This is a genomic window from Arenicella xantha (assembly GCF_003315245.1).
Classification (GTDB): Bacteria; Pseudomonadota; Gammaproteobacteria; order Arenicellales; family Arenicellaceae; genus Arenicella; species Arenicella xantha.
The window spans coordinates 300,016-316,535 of record NZ_QNRT01000005.1 but is presented as its reverse complement, the minus strand read 5'-3'; the positions used below and the strand labels follow the sequence as shown (position 1 = coordinate 316,535).

At 46.6% G+C, this 16,520-nt stretch carries 21 protein-coding genes; 5 read left to right on the top strand and 16 right to left on the bottom strand.

Going from position 1 to position 16,520, the window contains the following annotated elements; translation table 11 throughout:
• Positions 1 to 201: 201 nt before the first annotated feature.
• The 9 genes from DFR28_RS16765 to DFR28_RS16725 form a co-directional block, all read right to left on the bottom strand.
• Entirely contained in the window at positions 202 to 477 is a 276-nt protein-coding gene (locus DFR28_RS16765) for a hypothetical protein (RefSeq protein ID WP_113955537.1), read from the bottom strand.
• Positions 478 to 584: 107 nt separating this feature from the next.
• A complete protein-coding gene (locus tag DFR28_RS16760; protein ID WP_113955536.1) occupies positions 585 to 959 on the bottom strand; it encodes a hypothetical protein in 375 nt (124 codons plus the stop codon).
• A gap of 129 nt (positions 960 to 1,088) precedes the next feature.
• Positions 1,089 to 1,748 carry a phytanoyl-CoA dioxygenase family protein gene (locus DFR28_RS16755; protein ID WP_113955535.1) on the bottom strand — a complete coding sequence of 220 codons (660 nt, stop codon included), beginning with the start codon at positions 1,746 to 1,748 and terminating at the stop codon, positions 1,089 to 1,091.
• 95 nt (positions 1,749 to 1,843) lie between these two features.
• Positions 1,844 to 2,245, bottom strand: a complete 402-nt coding sequence (locus DFR28_RS16750) for a hypothetical protein (protein ID WP_113955534.1) — start codon at positions 2,243 to 2,245, stop codon at positions 1,844 to 1,846.
• 305 nt (positions 2,246 to 2,550) lie between these two features.
• Complete coding sequence (locus DFR28_RS16745; RefSeq protein ID WP_113955533.1) at positions 2,551 to 2,862, bottom strand: cupin domain-containing protein; 312 nt, start codon at positions 2,860 to 2,862, stop codon at positions 2,551 to 2,553.
• Positions 2,863 to 2,952: 90 nt separating this feature from the next.
• Complete coding sequence (locus DFR28_RS19860) at positions 2,953 to 3,243, bottom strand: hypothetical protein (RefSeq protein ID WP_211317035.1); 291 nt, start codon at positions 3,241 to 3,243, stop codon at positions 2,953 to 2,955.
• A gap of 108 nt (positions 3,244 to 3,351) precedes the next feature.
• Entirely contained in the window at positions 3,352 to 3,828 is a 477-nt protein-coding gene (locus tag DFR28_RS16735; protein WP_113955532.1) for a LabA-like NYN domain-containing protein, read from the bottom strand.
• 102 nt (positions 3,829 to 3,930) lie between these two features.
• The gene (locus DFR28_RS16730) at positions 3,931 to 4,350 is read right to left on the bottom strand and encodes a hypothetical protein (RefSeq protein ID WP_113955531.1); all 420 of its coding nucleotides are present in this window, start codon (positions 4,348 to 4,350) and stop codon (positions 3,931 to 3,933) included.
• A gap of 80 nt (positions 4,351 to 4,430) precedes the next feature.
• Positions 4,431 to 4,865, bottom strand: a complete 435-nt coding sequence (locus tag DFR28_RS16725) for a hypothetical protein (RefSeq protein ID WP_113955530.1) — start codon at positions 4,863 to 4,865, stop codon at positions 4,431 to 4,433.
• A 200-nt stretch (positions 4,866 to 5,065) separates the two neighbouring features.
• Between DFR28_RS16725 and DFR28_RS16720 the strand changes: the two genes are divergently transcribed.
• Both DFR28_RS16720 and lepB read left to right on the top strand, forming a co-directional pair.
• A complete protein-coding gene (locus tag DFR28_RS16720; RefSeq protein WP_113955529.1) occupies positions 5,066 to 5,875 on the top strand; it encodes a cobalamin-binding protein in 810 nt (269 codons plus the stop codon).
• Between the two features lie 4 nt (positions 5,876 to 5,879).
• Positions 5,880 to 6,443: a signal peptidase I gene (lepB, locus tag DFR28_RS16715; RefSeq protein ID WP_113955528.1), complete on the top strand. Its 564-nt coding sequence runs from the start codon at positions 5,880 to 5,882 to the stop codon at positions 6,441 to 6,443.
• 27 nt (positions 6,444 to 6,470) lie between these two features.
• On the opposite strand, the gene DFR28_RS16710 is transcribed toward lepB, so the two are convergent.
• Both DFR28_RS16710 and DFR28_RS16705 read right to left on the bottom strand, forming a co-directional pair.
• Positions 6,471 to 7,919, bottom strand: a complete 1,449-nt coding sequence (locus DFR28_RS16710) for a M48 family metalloprotease (protein WP_113955527.1) — start codon at positions 7,917 to 7,919, stop codon at positions 6,471 to 6,473.
• A 121-nt stretch (positions 7,920 to 8,040) separates the two neighbouring features.
• Entirely contained in the window at positions 8,041 to 8,676 is a 636-nt protein-coding gene (locus tag DFR28_RS16705) for a ParA family protein (protein WP_113955526.1), read from the bottom strand.
• A 126-nt stretch (positions 8,677 to 8,802) separates the two neighbouring features.
• Here DFR28_RS16705 and creB point away from each other — a divergent pair, with 126 nt between their 5' ends.
• Entirely contained in the window at positions 8,803 to 9,492 is a 690-nt protein-coding gene (gene creB, locus DFR28_RS16700; RefSeq protein ID WP_113955525.1) for a two-component system response regulator CreB, read from the top strand.
• Between the two features lie 79 nt (positions 9,493 to 9,571).
• Positions 9,572 to 11,056 carry a two-component system sensor histidine kinase CreC gene (creC, locus tag DFR28_RS16695; protein WP_170132151.1) on the top strand — a complete coding sequence of 495 codons (1,485 nt, stop codon included), beginning with the start codon at positions 9,572 to 9,574 and terminating at the stop codon, positions 11,054 to 11,056.
• A 53-nt stretch (positions 11,057 to 11,109) separates the two neighbouring features.
• On the opposite strand, the gene DFR28_RS16690 is transcribed toward creC, so the two are convergent.
• The 3 genes from DFR28_RS16690 to DFR28_RS16680 form a co-directional block, all read right to left on the bottom strand.
• Positions 11,110 to 11,706 (bottom strand): energy transducer TonB, encoded by a 597-nt coding sequence (locus tag DFR28_RS16690; RefSeq protein WP_113955523.1) that lies wholly within the window; start codon positions 11,704 to 11,706, stop codon positions 11,110 to 11,112.
• Positions 11,707 to 11,820: 114 nt separating this feature from the next.
• Positions 11,821 to 12,492: a hypothetical protein gene (locus DFR28_RS16685; protein ID WP_113955522.1), complete on the bottom strand. Its 672-nt coding sequence runs from the start codon at positions 12,490 to 12,492 to the stop codon at positions 11,821 to 11,823.
• The gene (locus tag DFR28_RS16680; RefSeq protein WP_113955521.1) at positions 12,489 to 13,037 is read right to left on the bottom strand and encodes a sigma-70 family RNA polymerase sigma factor; all 549 of its coding nucleotides are present in this window, start codon (positions 13,035 to 13,037) and stop codon (positions 12,489 to 12,491) included. The genes DFR28_RS16685 and DFR28_RS16680 overlap by 4 nt, the downstream gene beginning before the upstream one ends.
• 272 nt (positions 13,038 to 13,309) lie before the next feature.
• Between DFR28_RS16680 and DFR28_RS19750 the strand changes: the two genes are divergently transcribed.
• Positions 13,310 to 13,447 carry a hypothetical protein gene (locus DFR28_RS19750; RefSeq protein WP_170132150.1) on the top strand — a complete coding sequence of 46 codons (138 nt, stop codon included), beginning with the start codon at positions 13,310 to 13,312 and terminating at the stop codon, positions 13,445 to 13,447.
• Here the strand turns inward: DFR28_RS19750 and ubiA are convergent.
• Together ubiA and recG are read right to left on the bottom strand one after the other, a co-directional pair.
• Positions 13,444 to 14,289: a 4-hydroxybenzoate octaprenyltransferase gene (gene ubiA, locus DFR28_RS16675; protein WP_113955520.1), complete on the bottom strand. Its 846-nt coding sequence runs from the start codon at positions 14,287 to 14,289 to the stop codon at positions 13,444 to 13,446. The two genes, DFR28_RS19750 and ubiA, sit on opposite strands and share 4 nt — an antisense overlap.
• A 120-nt stretch (positions 14,290 to 14,409) precedes the next feature.
• Complete coding sequence (gene recG / locus DFR28_RS16670; protein WP_113955519.1) at positions 14,410 to 16,500, bottom strand: ATP-dependent DNA helicase RecG; 2,091 nt, start codon at positions 16,498 to 16,500, stop codon at positions 14,410 to 14,412.
• Positions 16,501 to 16,520: the final 20 nt, after the last annotated feature.

The following is a 16,520-nucleotide window of genomic DNA, read 5'->3' as shown; positions in this document are numbered from 1 at the left end:
CCTCGACATGGTCAGTACCGCCAAAGTGGCAAGTACGATACATGTAGTCATTGCGATAATGATGATTCTCATGACTTCACCAAAAAATATAACGCCGCTATAAATTGCGGCTTTGGAGTTGATTGTTTTGTGGTAGCGTAGCGTTAAGCCACAAAACAAGCGACGGAAAAGCCGTCGATTTGATAGCCTTGTTAAATGAAGCTACCAAAATCGCTTTTTGTCCTTTCTGTAACACTTATATGCAAGGACTAAAAAAGAAATTAATGAGAACCAAGCAGCTTTATCATATTTTTTTGCTAATTTGCTTACTATCACATCCTGAATATTGGCGTATGGACCTTGTAATTCAAAGTTTGAAAGTACATGTAGGCCAAGCAAATGGATGCCTACAAAAAACACAACACCCAAAATTATAGCCCACTGCGTTTTCTTAGAGAGAGCTAAAACGTACAAAAACTCACTCAGCCAATTCGGCATTTACTGGATTCTCCATTAGCATTTAACGCCAAGCCAAGGGGCGGCGCGTAGCAGCCGTCCCGCGGAGCCGCAGGCGGAGTGAACTTTGACGCCTTGTTATGTTTTTACTACATGCCATTTCTGTATGTTACACCAAGTGCAATTCCAACCGAAAATATTGTTAATTGCTGAAGAATGCTTATTTCTGCGGTAACAACGATTGGACCGAAGAGCAATTTAGAAATGATGAAACCTATGAAACTAACAGCGCAGAGACTAAGGTATTTTCTTTTACCCAGAAAAATAGCTATGTATGTGAATAGCCAAGCGAAGAAAAAAGCTATGCGTAGAAACATTGAAAAAGGGAAATCAAAATTTTGAACATCTTGAATGTTTCGATATTCACCTAACGCAGATGGTAAATTTTCTGGAAGATAATCTACGACAACAGTAAAAATCCCTAGTGCTAAAGGTATTAAATATATCAGTCTACTTTTGATCATTGAGGCTCAAAAAAACATAACGCAGAGTGCAGCGGCAGTTTGTGGAGTGGAGTTTTGTGTTACAGCGTAGCGAAAACACAAAAAAGCCACGGAACAAACTGTCCGACTGGCACGTATTGTTACATGTTTTTATGCCCATTCAAGACCGCCGGGTAGCTTATAACTACTGTACTCTAAATGAAGTACCCTGCGAGGGTGATTTGACTTAGCTTTGCTGGATGAGTGCAGTGTGTGCGGACGCATGATCAATGCTGACCCGGCTGGCGCCTCACAGCTTATTACGGAATGCAATTTTGAATAGCTATCAATTGACGGCTGTGACATAACACCTTCTTTATCGCTGCCGGGGATTAATCGTAGGCATCCATTCAATTCTGTTGATTCGTCTAAATGAACCCTAAAAGTGATCATTTTTTCCAATACTTCGACTGGTGGTTGCACATGCAGAACTCCATCTTTTTGACTCCAAGGACCCCAGCCTGGAGAATTTAGCCTTTTCGAAACTGAAACAGTCTTATCCTGATGCCAAGTCACCAGCCAATTATTTTCAATGGATTTTAGAAAAATTATCGCGCGAACGAAGCTTGCTTCAGCGGAAAGATAATTTGACGCTAGAGATATAAACTTCGCACTTTCCGCGAGAATCTTTACCGATGCAATCTTCTTTTCTGCATTTCGAATTCCGCCTCCCTTGCTTTCCAACTTCCCAACCTCACAGGTAATCGCCTCGATTTCTTCAGTCGATATGATATTTTGTACTATTTCAAAACCATCTTCTAAAAATTGCACAAAACTAATTCCTTGGTGACATGTAACGCCGCGAACACGGGCGCGTGAAACGCGTCCGAGCGAAGCGGCAGTGTTTTGCCTTGTTATGTGTGATTTTATAATGAACCTTCATTCCACTTTTGTTCGAATTCTCTTTTCGCTTTTATTCTTCTGTTGGCACATTCAATCATATGCTGTTCCGACTTGTAAGAGAGGCACTCTTCTGGATCTTTAAAAAAATTAGCCCATGCTTTGGCTTTCTTCGCAGCTTCAAGCCTTTTCTGTTCTGCAGCCGCTAGCATTGCTCGCTCTTCTCTTCTTGTCGCTGCCCTCTCAGCGGTAATTTTGTCTTTTTGAATCTGTAGTCTTTTCTGGGTTTGATTAGCAATGGTTTCATTAACCTCTGCAACAGATGTCATTGCCTTATTAAATACATAATTCACGTATGCAATACGAAATAGAAAAACGATTAAAGCACCGACAAAAACACCCAAAGCTACTTTAAGAACTGTATCCACGAACTACCCCTCCTACACATAACAGTTTTCATATCCTAACTTAGTTATGGATATTTTTATTGAGAATATTTTTATAGTGACTTTCATAAATCCATATTAATCAATGCGTTAGCGGTTTCAGAAAAATATAATCTCAACTGAGTTGTGTTTATATCGACATCGACAGAAATTCTTACTCCTTGATTTTATTTCAGTTTTTCAAAAAATAGTTACAACTTGTGTATATTTCTTGAATCGTTAAGCTAGTATTTTTAGAATAATTAGCACCTTAAAATGATTCAAGGAGCGGATCTACGGCTAGAGTACTAAACACTGCCTTCGCTTTCGATTACTAAAACTCGCGCTTCGCCATGCGGATGCGCCACATGCTCGGTGCCAACTGAAGCATAAAATATATCGCCAACCTGCAACATCACTGATAATTCAGACTGGCCTTGTTTGTAAAACATTTCTACCTGCCCGTCGAGCACCACAAAGACTTCTTGGCCATCATTAACATGCCACTTATAGGGCGCATCCGTCCAATGCAAACGCGTAGTAATGCCGTTCATATTCGCAATATCAATTGCGCTCCATGCCACATCCGGCGCGTATTCTTTACTTCTAATTATTTTCATTAACTACTCATATTCCGTATAACTTCGACCGATTATTAACAAGTAATCGGTACAATGTGAGAACTACAGCAAAGGCTTATTTTGTTTATGTCATGCTTTCCTATTCCATCCGATACTAAATACATAGCGGCTCCCTTGAATAATTTTTGTGACTTGATGCACTGACTGATCTGGACGAAAATATTTTATTCGACTTGAGTCATAGATTGCATCGTGGCAAATAAACAAACCGCCTTCTTTAGCATGTTTCAAAATAATATTTACTCTATGGTGCTCACCGTTGTTCACTTGGTCTTGGTGTGGCGGTATTTCATCACCAACGGAAAACCGCAGCAGATACATGTCAAAAGCTAGCGGCCAGGCAGCTGTCGCTAGCAACATTTTTTCATAGCCAGTCTGTTGCCGACCTTTATCCCAACGTCATAATTTCACTTTTTAACAGTCATTCGGTATCAGCAGCTCAAAAGCTTACCGGTGATGGTATTTAGATTAGTTGAGTAACAACGCGTTGTCGATGGGAATAAATTCACTGGCTGCGTCGATCAGCGACTTAGCGGTTAAGTCGGCAACACCATAAACCTCAACTCGTTTGCCTTTCTCGTCGCGGATTTTTTTAGCTAGGAGATCAAAATCACCATCCCCCGACACTAAGATTATGACATCGACTTGATCCGCATACTCCATCACATCGATAGTAATGCCAACATCCCAGTCACCTTTAGCCGAGCCATCGGCGCGCTGTATAAAAGGCTTTAGTTTTACCTCAAACCCAATCGCTCGCAAAATATTTTGAAACTCAAATTGCTTTCGATCGCCTCGCTCGATTGCGTACGCAAACGCCTTCTCCACTATTCTATCTTCGGTAGCCTTTATCCAAAATCTATTGTAATCAAAATTCTTCCGAAACACTTGCCTCGCAGTGTAGTAGACATTCTGAACGTCAACAAAAATAGCTACTTTAGTCATTATCGGTATTTTTCCGTAGGTTGTATGACGCCATGCAGAAACATAGTTCAAGCATTCGCAGTTAGAGGCCTTTAATTTCTCAACAAGGCCAATGCAGAGAACTTAGCGTTGCTTGGTAAACTCATTCGCGGCTTCAGATAGATACGACAACGCTAATATAGCACCACAACCAAGACCAAAGACATGAGCAAACAGCGTATCAAAACTCGGCGCGATGGCTAGGCCAAATAACGGCGAAACAATACCGATTGCCAACATCGTCAAGGCAAACATCGTTCTTGCCCAACGCTTGAAGAAATACAAACCAGTGAGCGACACTAGCATGGCCGCGACAAACACATAGGGTACGACGCCGTAAATACTAATCAGCCCGCCGTAACCCCACCAAGCCAACACGCTCAACACTTGCTTAGAATAGAAGCTTGTCCACAGATAGGGCAGCACCAATAAAACGCAGTAAGCGGTCATAGTCACTAGCACTACCTTTCTGAAAACATTTGGCACGTTAATTTTCGTAGACATAAAAGCTTATTTAATATTGATTGATTTGGGCATTGCTGGAAGTAAACACTGCTTTTCTTATTTTTTCATCTGTTTATATCTCAGACAAACCACTTGTCGACAACGCCTTTCAGATGCACCAATCCAAACACTAAACAGATTATTGAGCTCCATACCCAGAAGCCGACACTGTTCTGCGTGACCTGGGGATGGTCTGAGATAAACGGCGCGACCAAGCCTAAAATACCGCGCAGCAGATAGATTGATGTAATCAAGACCAACGCGGATTTCAACACGGGAAACGCAGGAAGAATGCCGGCAGCAGACCATGCATACGCGCCCCACAATGCGAGTACTGCGGCAATGGCCAGAGTCACCACTGTCGGCTGTAATAATCCTTGTTCCGCCATACTGGCCATATGCTCGCCAGCACCAAAAAAACGATACCAAGCAGGGCCACCAACTGGAATTAGTAAATGCACAAATGCGACAACAAAGCTCAGCCCACCGGCAATTTTCAAATAATCAGAGTTCATTTAAAAGTTCATTTATCAACGGTGCTGGAAACTATACTACAGACGCCTTACGCTTGGTTGCACTAACAAACTCGATTTGCAACAGCGTCGTCGCCAACTAACGTGTAAGTTCGACAGTTGATTACCCAATTGATGTTAAACACGATAAGATCATCGCGCACCCTTGATCCGAAACCGCACTCCGACATTCACTGAATACTATGAACTGGCCACAACGCATTATCTGCATGACCGAAGAAACGGTTGAGACTCTGTATCTACTTGGTGAGCAAGACCGTATAGCGGGCATTTCAGGATTTACCGTTCGCCCCCCGCAAGCGCGCAAAGAAAAACCAAAAGTATCCGCCTTTACCAGCGCTAATATTCCGAAGATTCTCGATCTAAAGCCGGATCTTGTTCTTGGTTTCTCGGACTTACAAGCCGATATCGCGGCCGAATTGATTCGCGCAGGCATTGAAGTTTACGTACTAAACCATCGTGATGTGGCCGGCATTCTTCGTATGATCCAGACCCTTGGCCGACTCGTCGACGCACCGTTAGCCGCAGACCAACTCGCTTCTAGCTACCAATGCAAGATCGACGACATGCGCGCATTGACCGATACCTGGGCGGTAAAACCACGGGTATATTTCGAAGAATGGTATGACCCCATAATCAGTGGCATCGGCTGGGTCAGTGAGCTTATCGAAATCGCTGGCGGGATTGATTGCTTTGCCGAAAATGCCAAGCATCAAGGTGGCAAACAACGAATTGTCGCCGACCCACTGACAGTCGTTGAACGTGCGCCGGACATAATAATTGGTTCATGGTGCGGCAAAAAATTTCATCCCAATAAAGTCGGCGAACGACAAGGTTGGCAAGATGTTCCGGCGGTAAAGACCAATCATGTGTTCGAAATTAAGTCCGCCTATATTTTGCAACCCGGGCCAGCAGCACTAACTGATGGCTTAGACCAGTTGTTTGACATCACTTCAAATTGGGTCAAACAACAGAGCCATTCAGGAGAGTAGAGTCATGAAACGTTTTTTACTGGGTATGTTAATGGTGGTTGGCGTCGCCGCACTCGGGCTCTACGTTTTCAATCCGAGCGGCACACCTAGCCTCGACCCAAGAGCGCGAATCTTTGGGCATATTCCGTATCGTCTTCCAGCTACCTCAATGGAACCAACATTACTGGCCGGCGACTACATTGTTTCAAGCACATTCGCCTATATAAAACAGAGCCCTCAACACGGCGACATTATCACCTTTCGGTATCCGCGTGACCCCAAGCAGGTCTACATCAAGCGAGTAATAGGCTTACCTGGAGACATGATTGAAGTGCGCGGCCATCAGGTTTTTCGCAACGATATCGCGTTAGACGAACCCTATGTGCAGCACACGCACGAACGCGAACCCGCCGGTAAATGGCAGGTTCCAGATAGTATGTATTTTGTACTAGGCGACAACCGCGACAATAGTGCTGATAGTCGGGTCTGGGGCTTCCTGCCGCAAGGTTTAGTCGAGGGTAAGGCGATCTATGTATGGGTATCAAAACAAGGCAACACCGGCTCAATCAATGCCGGCGTACCTCGTTAAGACTATTCTTCAATATAAAATTCTGCGCTACTTAACGACTTTAATGCGCTGACCTGGTCTGGGCTCACCATCTGGGTACAAATTATTAATAAGGCGGATTTGTTCTTGTTGGTACTTATCAAGATTTGATTGCGCGGCCAGCGATGCAATCGTATCACCACGTTGTGCTGTGACCACCTTGATCGAGCGCCCTTCAGCTAGGCTCATTTCGCTGGATTTTAAGCGCCGAACACTTTTAGTTACCGATAAAAATGCTTGATCCGGTAATTGTGTCTTACCGGCCGCTGCAATCACAAATGCTTGTGTGCCACGCGTCACCATGCTGACCAATTGATTGGTACGTTGCCCAGTACTCGCGTCGGTTACCGTGACCACACCAGCCAACGCTTGGTCTTCGGATGTTGCCACGCTTTGACCATTGCGGAACTCGGTAAACTTAGTGCTTAAATATCCAGAAGCATCAACCGGAGGCGCAATCGAATCCATATGCATTTGCACCACTTGTGAACGATCCGGTGAGACCGCGCCTAATGCAGTTTGACCGTTAATCACCTGCCAACCATCGGGGAACTCCACAAATAAATCGAGCGCCTTATGATAAAACTTGTTGCCATGTACGATGCCCTGACTCTCACTCTGGCCATAAGCCAGCCCGTCTGTTAGGCGTAAGAACTCGCCATCGTCCGGCTCAGGCTTAGATAGGTCTCGGTATTTTTCAGCCGCTTTTATCACTCCTTGCAGGCGCTGATCGTTGCGCGGATGGGTCGAAAACAAACCATGGTAACCTTGGTAGGCAACGCCTTCATCGGCCGCTTTCTGACGTGCAAACAACTCTTGGTTTTTCAGAATCCCGATCACGTCGATCATGTCTTCGGGATTATAGTTATTTTGCGCGATGTACTCAGCGCCAAGCCCATCTGACTCAAGCTCTTGAGTACGCCCATAACCGCTTAGCAGTGCGCCACCAAGCATCTGCGACGCTTGCATTAAGTCACCGCTGCCGGTCGCCACGCCAACAACTAACGTAGCCCCAGTAACAAGCGGTTGCTGCGCGGCACGTTCGGCACCATGTAAACCTGACACGTGGCCAATCTCGTGCCCAATCACACCAGCGAGGTGCGACTCCTTGGTCATATACGCCATGATGCCACGTGTAACGTATACATAGCCGCCCGGTAGGGCAAAGGCATTTACTTCTGGGCTATCGAGAACGGTAAATGTGAACTTGAGGTGTGACCGATGACTTTTAGCCGCCAACTTCTGCCCAACATCATTAACGTAAGCTTGTAGCTCAGGATCATCATAAACTTGATACTGTTTCAGAATCTCTTGGTGATAGCGTGCGCCTTGCTGTATCTCCCAACTTTCAGAGCGAGCAAGGGTCGGCCGACCAGTAACTGGGTCGGTAGCGCAACCAATTAAAAACAGACTCAGTCCAATGGACACGACACAGCGAGCGACAGTAGTTCGGCTCATGAATAACCTCAAGGCAAATAATTTTTTAATAAACAAACAATAGAATACAACACTGTCGAAAAACAAAGTGTCGATAAAATGTAAATTATCTGCGCGACGCTAAATAGCGCTTGAGCTACACCTATTTGAGAACGCGCTTGCCCTCTACCCAATTAATAATCGGCTCCCATTCTTTCATGTCGGCCTTGACGTCTGCTAATTCCATTTCAAATATACCAACGCCAGTATCCGCGGCTTTGACATAGTGCTGAGAGTTACGAATGGTTCCTACAAAGGGCACGTCGAGCGCCTTTAAAAAACTTAACAGCGCCGTGTAACTTTGATAATTTTTCTGAGTACGATTAGCCACCACGCCCATAACTGCATGCTGATTACTTTTACGCACACGACTAACAATATCCGCAATAAACTTAGCCGCCACACGCATATCGATCGCACTTGGCATCACTGGAATGATCACCACATCAACCTGTTTAATCAAACTCGCCACTTTAGCCGTATTGGTTCGAGCCGGGCAATCGTAAATCATCCGCTCAGTGTCCGGCTTTGGGTAAATCTTTCCTTTGAGCCCGTTAAACCCTTGAATTGGATTTTCTGACTTTGGACGAACTCTCAACCAATCCATGGCCGATTGTTGCGGATCCAAATCTACTAAACCCGTCGACATCCCCCAAACCGAATAGTAAGTAGCTAGGTTAGTGGCAATCGTCGTTTTGCCACAACCACCCTTGGGATTAACAACCAAAATGGAACGCATAGTTCGTCCTCGCACGGAAGAGATTTGCTGAATATCCGCACCAGCATACTATTTTTTGAATTTCTTGCCAAACACGAGCAAAACGAATAGCGTGTGGGCTGAAACTAATACGCTGAGGAAGCATGCGTGAATCACACTGTTTTAATCGTCGAAGACGAAAAAGAGATCGCCGACACCTTAACCTATGCACTGTCATCAGAAAGCTTTGAGCCGATTTGGGTTGCCAATGGCGAAGCGGCGCTCGCCACTCTGTCACAATCCTCGGTCGACCTCTGCCTGCTAGATGTTGGTCTGCCGGATGCTAATGGCTTTGAGTTGCTAAAAACCATTCGCCAAATGGATGGTCCTATGCGCGATGTTCCGGTCATCTTTCTAACCGCGCGCAGTGAAGAGATTGATCGAATTGTCGGACTGGAGATCGGTGCCGATGATTACGTATGCAAACCGTTTAGCCCTCGGGAGGTAGTCGCCCGCGTTAAAGTGATTCTCAAACGCTTAGAACGACAAACGGATTCCAACGAAACAGCACCATCAGCATTCGAGCATCGCCCAGAACAACGCATCATATTGCACGCCGGCGAAACATTAGACCTAACCCGAGCTGAGTATCAATTAATGGCGACTTTTTTGAGTCAACCGAGTCGCGTGTTCAGCCGCCGTCAGTTAATTGAACAGATTTGGTCAAGCAATCATCCTTCCGACGATCGAGCAATTGATACTCATATTAAGACCTTGCGTGCCAAACTAAAGTCACTAAATCCTCACCAAGAGTTCATCGTGACGCATCGCGGTTTTGGCTATAGTTTGGAGGTCTAAAGGTTAGCCCCGCTAACGCTTGGGTTTCAAATTAACGCGATTACTCGCAATCATATTCCTTACTCTCAAAACACTTACCTTGAAAATTAGCTACGGACTACGCGCGTTTGCGATCTACTTTGTCATTCTCGGAAGCTTGATTTGGTTTACATTGGACAATGCAATAGAGCGACTCAATGATGGCATGCGTCAATCCGCCGAAAGTGTATTAGTCGATCTCTCGCACCTTGTAGCAAGTTTCATTGAAGACGAGATTGCGCAAAACCTACCAACCGACGCACTCTCGAATAATGCCGCCGTGTCGTTGTCGAGTGACGAATTAACTAGGGTAATGACACGATTGCGACAACGCGAGTTTGAAGCCAAAATCTACCAAGTCACCAAGACATCTGTCGATTCACAAATCTATGTGTCGAATGCCGACGGCATAATTGTGTTTGACTCAACCGGCCAACATATGGGCCAAGACTTCTCGCGGTGGCGCGACGTTAAGCTTACTTTGCAGGGCGAATACGGCGCACGAACCTCGTATATCGATCGCCGCTTTAGCGAGCCAGATGACCCAAAAGTGATGATTGTCGCCGCACCGATCAAACTAAAAGAAACCACTATTGGCGTCGTTAGCATCGTTAAGCCGATCGCCAGTCTGGAAGGACATTTACTTACCGAAACCAAACAGTTACAACGTTACGCCTTTATCTTGCTGGCCTTGGCACTTAGCCTAGGCTATGTGTTATCGCTTTGGTTTACCAGTTCACTAAACAAGATCGCACGTTATGCGAATAACATGGCCGACGGCAAACAGGTATCACCGCCGACGCTGCGCGACGCTCGCTTAGCCGAGTTGACTTCAGCCATTTCGCATTTACGCACGCAATTAGACGGCAAAGAGTACGTAGAAAATTATATTCACAGCCTTACTCACGAACTAAAAACGCCGATCACCAGCATTCACGGAGCAATTGAACTGTTGTCAGAGGAGATGCCGGATGCCGACCGCGAGCGATTCTTAAACAATATCCGGATCTCCAATCAGCGTATGTCACGCCTCGTTGACCGTATGCTGTCACTTGCCAAACTTGAAGGCTTAACCCAGCTAGTCGCACGTGAAAAATTTGATTTAGTGCCGACCATTAGTCGTTTATTACAAGAACGATCGCCGTTGATTGACGCCCATAAATTACAAGTAGAGTTTAACGATCAGCAAACATTTCCATGCGAGGGCGACCGCACCTTGATTGGTCAAGCAATTGCAAACTTGGTCGATAATGCGATTGCCTTTAGTGCTGCTGGAGGAGTGATTTCGATCGAGCTGAGCCACCAACCGGAGCGCTATCAAGTGACCATCGTTAATCAAGGCCAACTTATTCCAGACTTCGCCGTTAGCAAAGTGTTTGACCGCTTCTTCTCATTGCCCAGCTCACAAGCCAAATCCGGTGCGAGTAAAAGCACCGGCTTAGGCCTAAGTTTTGTGAAAGAGATAATGAAGTTACACCGCGGTCACGTCACAATTGAAAATACCTCCAGCGGCGTTCGAGCAATCCTACACTGGCCCAGTAGCTAGCCACACCTGAGCTATATGAGGGTACGCATAATTGCTGTATACAGTGACCAGGCTCAGTCGATTTCATAGCTAAACATATAACGTTGTCCGTCACTGGCAACCGGCTTGCCATTGACATTACGAGCGCGATATCGGAACTTGCTAATGGCCTGTAGTGCAGATCGGTCAAACACGCCAGCCGGCTCAGACTCTAGAATATACGCATCAAATACTTCACCAGCTTGACTCACACTGAAACCAACGACTGCGAATCCTTCGATATTGCGTGTTAAGGCTCCGTTAGGATAGACCGGCGGATACCCCAAGACTAAGGTGAGTTGTCCATCAGCTATCGCGAGCTGACTACCTTCGACCGTTGGCGGTGAGTACTCAGTCCATTGTGCCGGCAACCCCTCATCGGTGATCTCTGCAACAGGATGAGCTGGCAAATCAGGTAGGGGCTCAACTAATTTCGGTTCAGGTGGCTTGGGTATAGTGATTATCACATTATCATCCTCGGGCACGTTAGCAAACGTAAATAGCGGCGAAGGCATCGCCTTTAGCAGCTCGGGTTCCTCCATGTGAACCAATGAATACATCAATAAAAACAAGCCAGCTGTGATCAGTGATGCGTTTATAAAAGGCAAAGTAATCCTACGAAGTACCTGCATGGTAACCTCCTGTTGGCCGCTGTATACGGCACGATTAAGTGGAAAGAAAAGTTAGTTGAGCAATGACAAAGCTAGTCGAGAGCTATGTTGAACTCGCTCGAATTTACACGTGCGTCATCCAGTACCAGAGCCTGGCCGAGTAGCATCGGTTTGGTGATTGAGTACCAAGACTTCGAGTGAGCTAGGTAATCCGCAGTAGCGGCATTCATCACGCAACGTGTCATATCGCTGCCGCGCGTCATTAAGTTGCCCCTGCTTTATCATCAGGTTGATCTCATTCAGCGCCAATTCTATATTGCCGGTCGCCGCAATGCGTTGATGTTCAAGCTCGAACTGCATGCTAGCTATCACCATACGAGTATCTGGCAACGGGTAGATCTTAAGCACTTGGTCGCGGTCGTACTGCGTGTCAATTGGCTGCGGCTGCGCAGCAACAAATTGCGGTGGCAGTATGCGCTCTTGGTGAGATTCGGTGGCATCCTGCTCAATGCCATTTGTGTCAAACGGCAGTCTATTGGTATTGGGTTGCGCGATCGGCGCAACAGGTTCAACCGCTAACCAATGCCCCATCGCGAGTAAAATCCCGAAGGTCATTACTATCGCCAGACTAATTGGCCGCAGAAAATTGAGCAATTGGAACAACGGTCGTCGCGGTCGCTGCTTGGTATATTGCTCAGCTTGTAGGTGAGCGGCAGCTAGAATGGTTGCATCGAGTTCCGCTGAATTCGTTGTCGCGCGATCTTGCTCCAACAAATACTTTAGTTGATTGATATGTTGTTCAGTCATGAAGCTACTCCCATTGAAACACGCAAACGTTGCGTGGCGTAGCGCAATCGGCTTTTTACTGTCTCAGGTTTGGTCGACGTAATATCGGCAATTTCGGTATGGCTAAATCCGGCGGTCTTTAGTAGCAAGGTTTCAACTTGCTCTTGCGGCAGTTGTTCAAGCTGAAGCAATAAATCATCCAGCTCAATTTCCCGAGTTGTGGTATCAGGCAATACCGCCAGCGCGTCACTCAACTCTTCGAACAACACGTTTGAGGAGCTACCGAAACGCCGCCAATGATCAACCAAACGGTTATGTGCCATTCGGTACAACCATGTTCTGAATTGCGCCGTCGGCTGATAGTTTGGCGCGCCATGTATCACTGCCAACCATGTGTCTTGCACAAGTTCCTCACACACCTGCACGCTTGGGCATTGCCGTCTCAAGAACTGAAAAACGGCATGTTTATGCCGTGCGTATAACTCATCAAATGCAATTGCATCACCTTTGGCATACGCCGCCATGAGTGATTCATCTCGCATAAATTTTCGGGTCCATCGACGCATGAGTGTGACCGTTAGTTGATCTTCGTTACTAGTTCTATCGTATGCCAACGCAAAAAGGGGTTAAACAAATAAAAACTATTCCGAATCCTAGCCGGCAAAGAGCGCTGTAAAACGTATGGCAGATACTGCGACTAATAACACATGATTTACTCACGCAACACCATACACGGCACATTGTTCCCCCATATTAGCGCGGCATAATTTACTTAATGGAAGCTGTGTCACAGGGATGTTTCTACTTAAAGCGAAACCCACAACTCAGGAGAGAAACCTTGATTAAACGACTTCGCTTATCGGTTGATTTAATCTCGATTAGCGCTTTAGCGCTGCTAATTTGGTCGGAGCGCTATAAGCCAGGCTACACCGTTGCTAAGCATCTGATCGCCAGCGGATTTTCGTTTACCAATTAAAACGCGGTCAACAAACCAACCCAGAGCAGCCCACCAACCCATGCATTATTCAAAAACACTTGAAAGCAGGCTTGCCGTTCACGGTGGCGCAACAACCATTGCTGATAAACAAACAATCCCGCCATTAGCAGCAAACTGAATAAGAAGGTCGGCGATAGCTCTAGTAACCACATGATCGACAACCAAATTAGTAGCACAACAACCTGCAATAGGCCGATAACAGTTCGGTCGTGTTCACCAAGATAGATAGCCGAAGACTTAACACCAATTGTTAAGTCATCTTCGCGATCTGACATCGCATAGGCGGTATCGTAAACCAATACCCACAGAAAGTTACTCAACACCAATAACCAAAACACCAAGTCAAATGGATGGTCGCAAGCCACATAGACCATTGGAATGCCGAACGAGAAGGCGATACCGAGAACCAGCTGCGGCGCTTGAATAAAACGCTTCATAAATGGGTAAGCGATGGTCACTATTACTGCCGGAATCGACCATGGCCAAACACGCATTGGCAGCAATAACAATAAGCCTAAGGCTATAACGCCTAAGCCGACGAACAACAGCAGAGCAGCACGCACACTTACCTGGCCAGCGGCAATCGGTCGAGACTGTGTGCGTTCTACTAGAGGGTCGAAGTTTCGGTCCGCGATGTCATTGATCACACAACCTGCTGAACGCATAACAATCACACCAAGACTGAATATCCAGAAAAATTTTGCACTTGGTTGACCCGCCGACGCAATCCATAACGCTAACAAAGTCGGCCACATTAGCAGCAACCAACCAATTGGCTTATCGAAGCGCATCAACGAGAGGTAATGAGAAATTTGAGTCATGAATAGATAATTGCTTAGCAAGTAAACCGAAAGTCTAACTGTGAATATACACTGAGCTTGGCGAGTGCGCATACCGGAGCGAAGTTACTGCAAAAAAGGCGCGGCTACGCATAACTAAACTTAGGCGTTAACATAATCTTCTTTGGTGCCAACCCAGCGTTCAATTAAGGCATCGACATTCTGCGGCGTAGTTTTCTCAACCGCAACCGCTATACCTTCAATTGACGGCAATAAATGTTGATCCCGAATGAGGTCAGCCACTTTAAAACTGATACTACCGGTTTGGCGTGTGCCAAGTAGCTCGCCGGCACCACGGATTTCCAAATCTTTTTCCGCAATCACAAACCCGTCATTGGTTTCGCGCAGGGTTTTCAATCGCGCTTTGGCATGCTGACTTAGCGGTTGCTGATACAGCAGCAAGCAAAAAGATTGTTCACTGCCACGACCAACTCGTCCGCGCAACTGATGCAATTGCGCCAACCCCATACGCTCTGCATTTTCGATCACCATTAAGCTGGCATTCGGCACATCGACGCCGACTTCAATCACCGTGGTTGCGACCAATAAGTCTACTTCACCAGCGCGAAAATGTGACATCACCAACTCTTTTTCTTTGCTTTTCAAACGACCGTGCACCAAACCGATACGCAAACCGCTTAATCGTTTAGATAACTCCTCAGCGGTATCAGTTGCTGCTTGCGCTTCCAGCACCTCAGATTCGTCGATCAGCGGACATACCCAATACACTTGGCGACCTTGTTGGCAAGCTTGTCGAACCCGTTCTATTACTTCATCTCGCCGCGAGGCGGCCGGTATTACCACGGTTTCGACTACTTTTCGGCCAGGAGGCAATTCGTCAATGCTTGAAACATCAAGGTCTGCATAAAATGTCATGGCGAGGGTTCGAGGAATTGGCGTGGCGGTCATGGCGAGTTGGTGCGGAACCTTACCGGCCGGAGTCTTAGCGCGTAGCGCCAAGCGTTGCTCAACGCCGAAACGGTGTTGTTCATCAATTACCACTAAGCCTAAATTTTGATACACCACTGACTCTTGAATCAGCGCATGAGTTCCAACCGCTACCAATAACTCACCGGAGGCTAATTGCTCTAACGTCTGGCGTTTTTCTTTAGCCGGAGTTTTACTGGCTAACCAGCCGATACTAATACCGAGCGCTCCAAACCAGTCACTTAACGTTCTAAAATGTTGCTCGGCCAACAACTCTGTCGGTGCCATCAACACGGTTTGGGTTCCCGCGCTCACGGCTTGTAACATAGCCATCGCGGCAATCACGGTTTTACCGGAGCCGACATCGCCTTGAATCAGCCGCATCGCTGGACTTTGATTAGCCAAATCCTGCGCAACTTCTTGGCTGACTCGAGTTTGCGCTCCAGTCAACGTAAAACCCAAGTTCGCTAAAAACCGATTCTCCAAGTCAATATCCTTGCGCATGGCAGGCGCTTGCTCATGAGCGCGTAATGAACGGGATCGCCGAATACTAAAATGGTGCGCCAATAACTCTTCGATAATCAATCGCTGATGCGCGGCACTGCCAGCTTGTTGCATGGCAGCTAAATCCACGCCAGCTTGGGGGCGATGCAGAGCTTTAAGTGCCTCTTGCAATGTCGCCGCCTCGTAGGCCGCCTGAAACTTAGCAGGCAGACACTCAATGGCGACTAACTCATCAACGTTTTGCAACGCGCCAGCTAACACTTGATCGGTTAGCTTACGCCACAGCGCTTGACTCACACCTTCGGTAGTCGGATAAACCGGTGTCAGTGTGGAATCTAAGCCGCCCTCCGGCTCATCGGCTGAAATTCGGTACTCCGGATGAATCATTTCGTAGCCTTTTAAACCCGGCCGAACTTCACCGAAACATTTAACCCATAAGCCTCGTTGAAAGCTCTTTTCCTGTGCTCGGTTAAAATAGAACATACGAATTGTCAGGCTACCAGTGCCATCGCTAATATGCACCAATAGACTACGGCGCCGACCAAACACCACCTGCGCCACATCGATCTGACCGATCACCACTGTCGATAAATTAGGCAGCAACGCACCAAGTTCTGTAACATGAGTTCGATCTTCATAGCGCAGTGGAAGGTGAAACAGCACATCCTGAACTCGACGCACATGCAATCGCTCAAGTTTGCCGGCTAATTGCGGCCCTACCCCGGTTAATTCGGTTACAGGATCAATTAATGCAAGCGCCATACGCAATCTCCATTTGCGTG